Source organism: Streptomyces sp. NRRL S-378 (assembly GCF_000720645.1).
In the GTDB taxonomy this organism is placed as follows: domain Bacteria; phylum Actinomycetota; class Actinomycetes; order Streptomycetales; family Streptomycetaceae; genus Streptomyces.
Genome location: NZ_JOBX01000138.1, coordinates 1 through 4,328, shown reverse-complemented (window position 1 = coordinate 4,328; position 4,328 = coordinate 1). Strand labels below are relative to the sequence as shown.

General features: G+C 74.1%; 5 protein-coding genes. All 5 read left to right on the top strand.

Going from position 1 to position 4,328, the window contains the following annotated elements; genetic code table 11:
- A partial coding sequence (locus IH80_RS0137915; protein WP_420708918.1) for a DUF4350 domain-containing protein occupies positions 1–1,237 on the top strand: 1,237 nt, incomplete at its 5' end.
- Positions 1,234–2,220: an AAA family ATPase gene (locus tag IH80_RS0137910; RefSeq protein WP_030966451.1), complete on the top strand. Its 987-nt coding sequence runs from the start codon at positions 1,234–1,236 to the stop codon at positions 2,218–2,220. The genes IH80_RS0137915 and IH80_RS0137910, both read left to right, overlap by 4 nt.
- Entirely contained in the window at positions 2,220–3,530 is a 1,311-nt protein-coding gene (locus tag IH80_RS0137905) for a DUF58 domain-containing protein (RefSeq protein ID WP_030966450.1), read from the top strand. Before IH80_RS0137910 ends, IH80_RS0137905 begins: the two co-directional genes overlap by 1 nt.
- Before the next feature lie 236 nt (positions 3,531–3,766).
- Positions 3,767–3,931 (top strand): hypothetical protein, encoded by a 165-nt coding sequence (locus tag IH80_RS0137900; protein WP_158943847.1) that lies wholly within the window; start codon positions 3,767–3,769, stop codon positions 3,929–3,931.
- Complete coding sequence (locus tag IH80_RS47570) at positions 3,932–4,072, top strand: DUF6368 family protein (RefSeq protein WP_420708917.1); 141 nt, start codon at positions 3,932–3,934, stop codon at positions 4,070–4,072. It begins immediately after the preceding gene.
- The last annotated feature ends 256 nt before the right edge of the window (positions 4,073–4,328 follow it).

The following is a 4,328-nucleotide window of genomic DNA, read 5'->3' as shown; positions in this document are numbered from 1 at the left end:
CCCCGCACCCCCACCCGCACCCGGCCAAGCCCCCGGCACGGGACCGGGCACGGGACCGGGCACCGGCCGAACCACCCCGATCCGCCGAGCCACCCGCAGGGTCCGCCGTACCGCCGCCGTCCTCGCCGTCCTGGCCGTCGGCGCCGTCGTCCTCGCCGCCCTGAACTCCGGCACGCGCCACGGCCACCTCGACCCCCGCTCCGCCGACCCCTCCGGGAGCCGCGCCGTCGCCGAGCTCCTCGAGGAACACGGCGTCACGACCCGCGTCGTCACCACCGCCCGCGAGGCCGCCGCCGCGACCGGCCCACGCACCACGCTCCTCGTCACCGACCCAGACCGCCTCGGCGCCACCCAGCGCAGCGTCATCCGCTCGGCCATCGACCTCTCCGGCGGCCGCACCGTCCTCCTCGCCCCCGGCGACCACAGCCTCTCCGAGCTGTCCCCCGGGGTCCGCACCGACGGCGACGCGCCCGACGGCGTCCTCGCACCCCGCTGCGACCTGCCCGCCGCCACCTCGGCCGGCCGCGCCGGCACCGGCGGCGACCTCCGCTACACCACCGCCCTCCCAGGAGCCACCGCCTGCTACCCCAGCGGCGGCCGCCCCACCCTCCTCGTCCTCCCCACCGGCACCACCGGCGGCGACACCGTCCTCCTCGGCTCCGGGACGGTCCTCCTCAACGAGAGCCTCGCCGAGGAGGGCAACGCCTCCCTCGCCCTCCAGCTCCTCGGCTCCCGCCCGGACCTCGTCTGGTACATGCCGTCCCTCGCGGACTCCGACCCGTCGGCCGGCTCCGGCGGCGAGGACAAGAGCCTCTTCGAACTCGTCCCGGCCGGCTGGTCCTGGGCCCTGCTCCAGCTCTTCCTCGCCGCCGTCCTCGCCGCCCTGTGGCGCGCCCGCCGACTGGGCCCCCTCGTCACCGAGAAGCTCCCCGTCGCCATCCGCGCCTCCGAGACCACCGAGGGCCGCGCCCGCCTCTACCGCAAGGCCGGGGCCCGCGACCGCGCCTCGACCGTGCTGCGCGCCGCCACCCGCGAACGCCTGGCCGCGCTGGTCGGCGTACCGCCCGCCCACGCCCACGAACCGGCCGCCCTCGTCCCGGCCGTCTCCGGCCGCCTGACCGGCGAGCCCCGGGACGTGACCGCCCTCCTCTTCGGCACCACCCCCTCCGACGACGCGGCGCTCGTCGCGCTCGCCGACCACCTCGACGCCCTCGAAAGAGAGGTCCGCACGTCATGACGTACCCGGCCACCGAGTCCACGGCCGCGACCGCGGACAGCGCCCGCGCTTCCCTCGAAGCGCTCCGCACGGAGATCGGCAAGGCCGTCGTCGGCCAGGACTCGGCCGTCACCGGTCTCGTGGTCGCCCTGCTCTGCCGTGGCCACGTCCTCCTCGAAGGCGTCCCCGGCGTCGCCAAGACCCTCCTCGTACGGGCCCTGGCCGCATCCCTGGAACTCGACACCAAGCGCGTCCAGTTCACCCCCGACCTGATGCCCAGTGACGTCACCGGCTCGCTCGTCTACGACGCCCGCACCGCCGAGTTCTCCTTCCAGGACGGCCCGGTCTTCACGAACCTCCTCCTCGCGGACGAGATCAACCGGACGCCCCCCAAGACCCAGTCCTCCCTCCTCGAAGCGATGGAGGAGCGCCAGGTCACCGTCGACGGCACGCCCCGCAAGCTCCCCGAGCCGTTCCTCGTCGCCGCGACCATGAACCCGGTCGAGTACGAGGGCACGTACCCCCTCCCCGAAGCCCAGCTGGACCGCTTCCTGCTCAAGCTCACCGTGCCCCTCCCCTCCCGCGAGGACGAGATCAGCGTCCTGAGCCGGCACGCCGCCGGCTTCGACCCCCGCGACCTGAAGGCCGCCGGCATCCGCCCGGTCGCCGGCCCGGCCCAACTCGAAGCGGCCCGCGAGGCCGTCTCCCGGGTCTCCGTCTCCCCCGAGATCGCCGGCTACGTCGTCGACATCTGCCGCGCCACCCGCGAATCGCCCTCGCTGGTCCTCGGCGTCTCGCCGCGCGGCGCGACCGCCCTGCTGGCCACCGCCCGCGCCTGGGCCTGGCTCACCGGCCGCGACTACGTCACCCCCGACGACGTCAAGGCCCTCTCGCTCCCCACGCTGCGCCACCGGGTCCAACTGCGTCCGGAGGCGGAGATGGAGGGGGTCACGGCCGACGCCGTCATCACGGCGATCCTCTCCCACGTCCCCGTCCCGCGCTGATGGCCCTCACCGGACGCGCCGCCCTGCTGGCGGCCCTCGGCAGCATCCCGGTCGGCGTCCTGGAGCCGAGCTGGGCGGGCATGCTCGCGGTCAACGGCCCGATCGCACTGGCCTGCGCCATCGACTACGCCCTGGCCGCGCCCGTACGCAGCCTGGTACTGGCCCGCTCCGGCGACACCTCGGTCCGCCTCGGCGAGCGGGCGGACGTCCACCTGACCATCACCAACCCCGGCACCCGCAGGCTCCGGGCCCGCGTCCGCGACGCGTGGCCCCCGAGCAGCTGGACCCCGGGCACGGAGGCGGCGGCATCCCGCCACGAGGTGGTCGTCCCCGCCGGCGAACGCCGCCGCCTGACGACCCGCCTGCTTCCCACCCGCCGCGGCGACCGCCACGCCCACCGCGTCACGATCCGCTCGTACGGGCCGCTGGGCCTGTGGGCCCGCCAGGGATCCCAGGTGGTCCCCTGGACGGTACGGGTCCTGCCCCCGTTCAAGAGCCGCAGGCACCTCCCGTCCCGGCTGGCCCGCCTGCGCGAACTGGACGGCCGCACCAGCCTGCTGACCCGCGGCGAGGGCACGGAGTTCGACAGCCTGCGCGACTACGTCCCCGGCGACGACACCCGTTCCATCGACTGGCGTGCCACGGCCCGCCAGCACAAGGTGGCCGTCCGCACCTGGCGCCCCGAACGCGACCGGCACATCCTGATCTGCCTCGACACCGGCCGTACCTCCGCGGGCCGTGTCGGTGACGCTCCCCGCCTGGACTCGGCGATGGACGCGGCCCTGCTCCTCGCCGCCCTGGCCACCCGCGCCGGCGACCGCGTGGACCTCCTGGCCCACGACCGCCGCCCCCGCGCCCAGGTCCAGGGCCGTGCGGCAGCCGACGTGCTCCCGTCGTTCGTGAACGCGATGGCCACCCTCGAACCGGAACTGGTCGAGACGGACTCCCGCACCCTGGTGTCCACCATCCTCCGCAATGCCCCGCGCAGGTCCCTGGTGGTCCTCCTGACGAGCCTGGACGCCGCACCCGTCGAAGAGGGCCTGCTCCCGCTCCTCCCGCGCCTCACGAAGCGCCACACGGTTCTGCTGGCCTCGGTGGCCGACCCGCACGTCGCGGCGATGGCCGGCGCCCGGGGCGACGTGGACGCGGTCTACGAAGCCGCAGCCGCCACCCAGACCCAGAGCCAGCGCCGCCGCACCGCCGAGCAGCTCAGCCGCCACGGCGTCCACGTGGTCGACGCCACCCCCGACACCCTGGCCCCCAGCCTGGCCGACGCCTACCTCTCCCTCAAGGCTGCGGGCCGCCTCTAGTGCTCTGACCGCAGAGCTTCGCCGGGTTGGCGGCGTCGGTCTTCGGACCGGCTGGACTCGGTGTGGGAACTCATGTGAGCGGTCGCGGAGCCGATCGAACTAGGCTCCCCACATGTCTGGGCCTACGTTGGTGATCGAGTTGGGGAGCCACCTCCCCCGCTGCGCTGCGGGAGTTCCGCGCGTTGATTGTGGGGCTCTCCTCCGAAGAGAAGCGGCCCGGGTTCTTCGATGTCAACGTGCCCGCAGAGCGACTGGGCGTCGAGGACAGGCGAGAGGAGGACTGGCGAAAGCCGTTCCCGCTTCCACTCCTCGGCAACGTGACCGCGGACGAGGCGCTCACGGCCTTGGTGGGATTCCATCCGCAGCGCGAGGACTGGCGTCGGCCGTTCCTGGTCCACTAGATGGAGCCCGGTGCCGGCCGTCGGTCGATTGCTGACCTTCCGGGGGTATTGGGGAGCGCAGACGACGGCTGGATGACGCTGGGAACGGCGGAGTTCCTGCGGGCCTGGGCTGGGCACCCCGGCTTCCGGCTGGTCAAGTAGCCCAGGCAGATCCGCGGCGGAAGTGGCTGTGACCTGGAACGTTCGCCAGGTTGCCTGCTGATGCGGCGAGAGCGGATCGGCCGCCCCAGCGGCCTGGCCAAGGCCGTCGGCTGGCGATAGGGGACGACCCCGACACGGGGTCACCCGACCGGCCCGTGAACGCAGGAAAGCCCCGCACCAGAAGGTGCGGGGCTTTCCCACAATGATTGTTCGGCGGCGTCCTACTCTCCCACAGGGTCCCCCCTGCAGTACCATC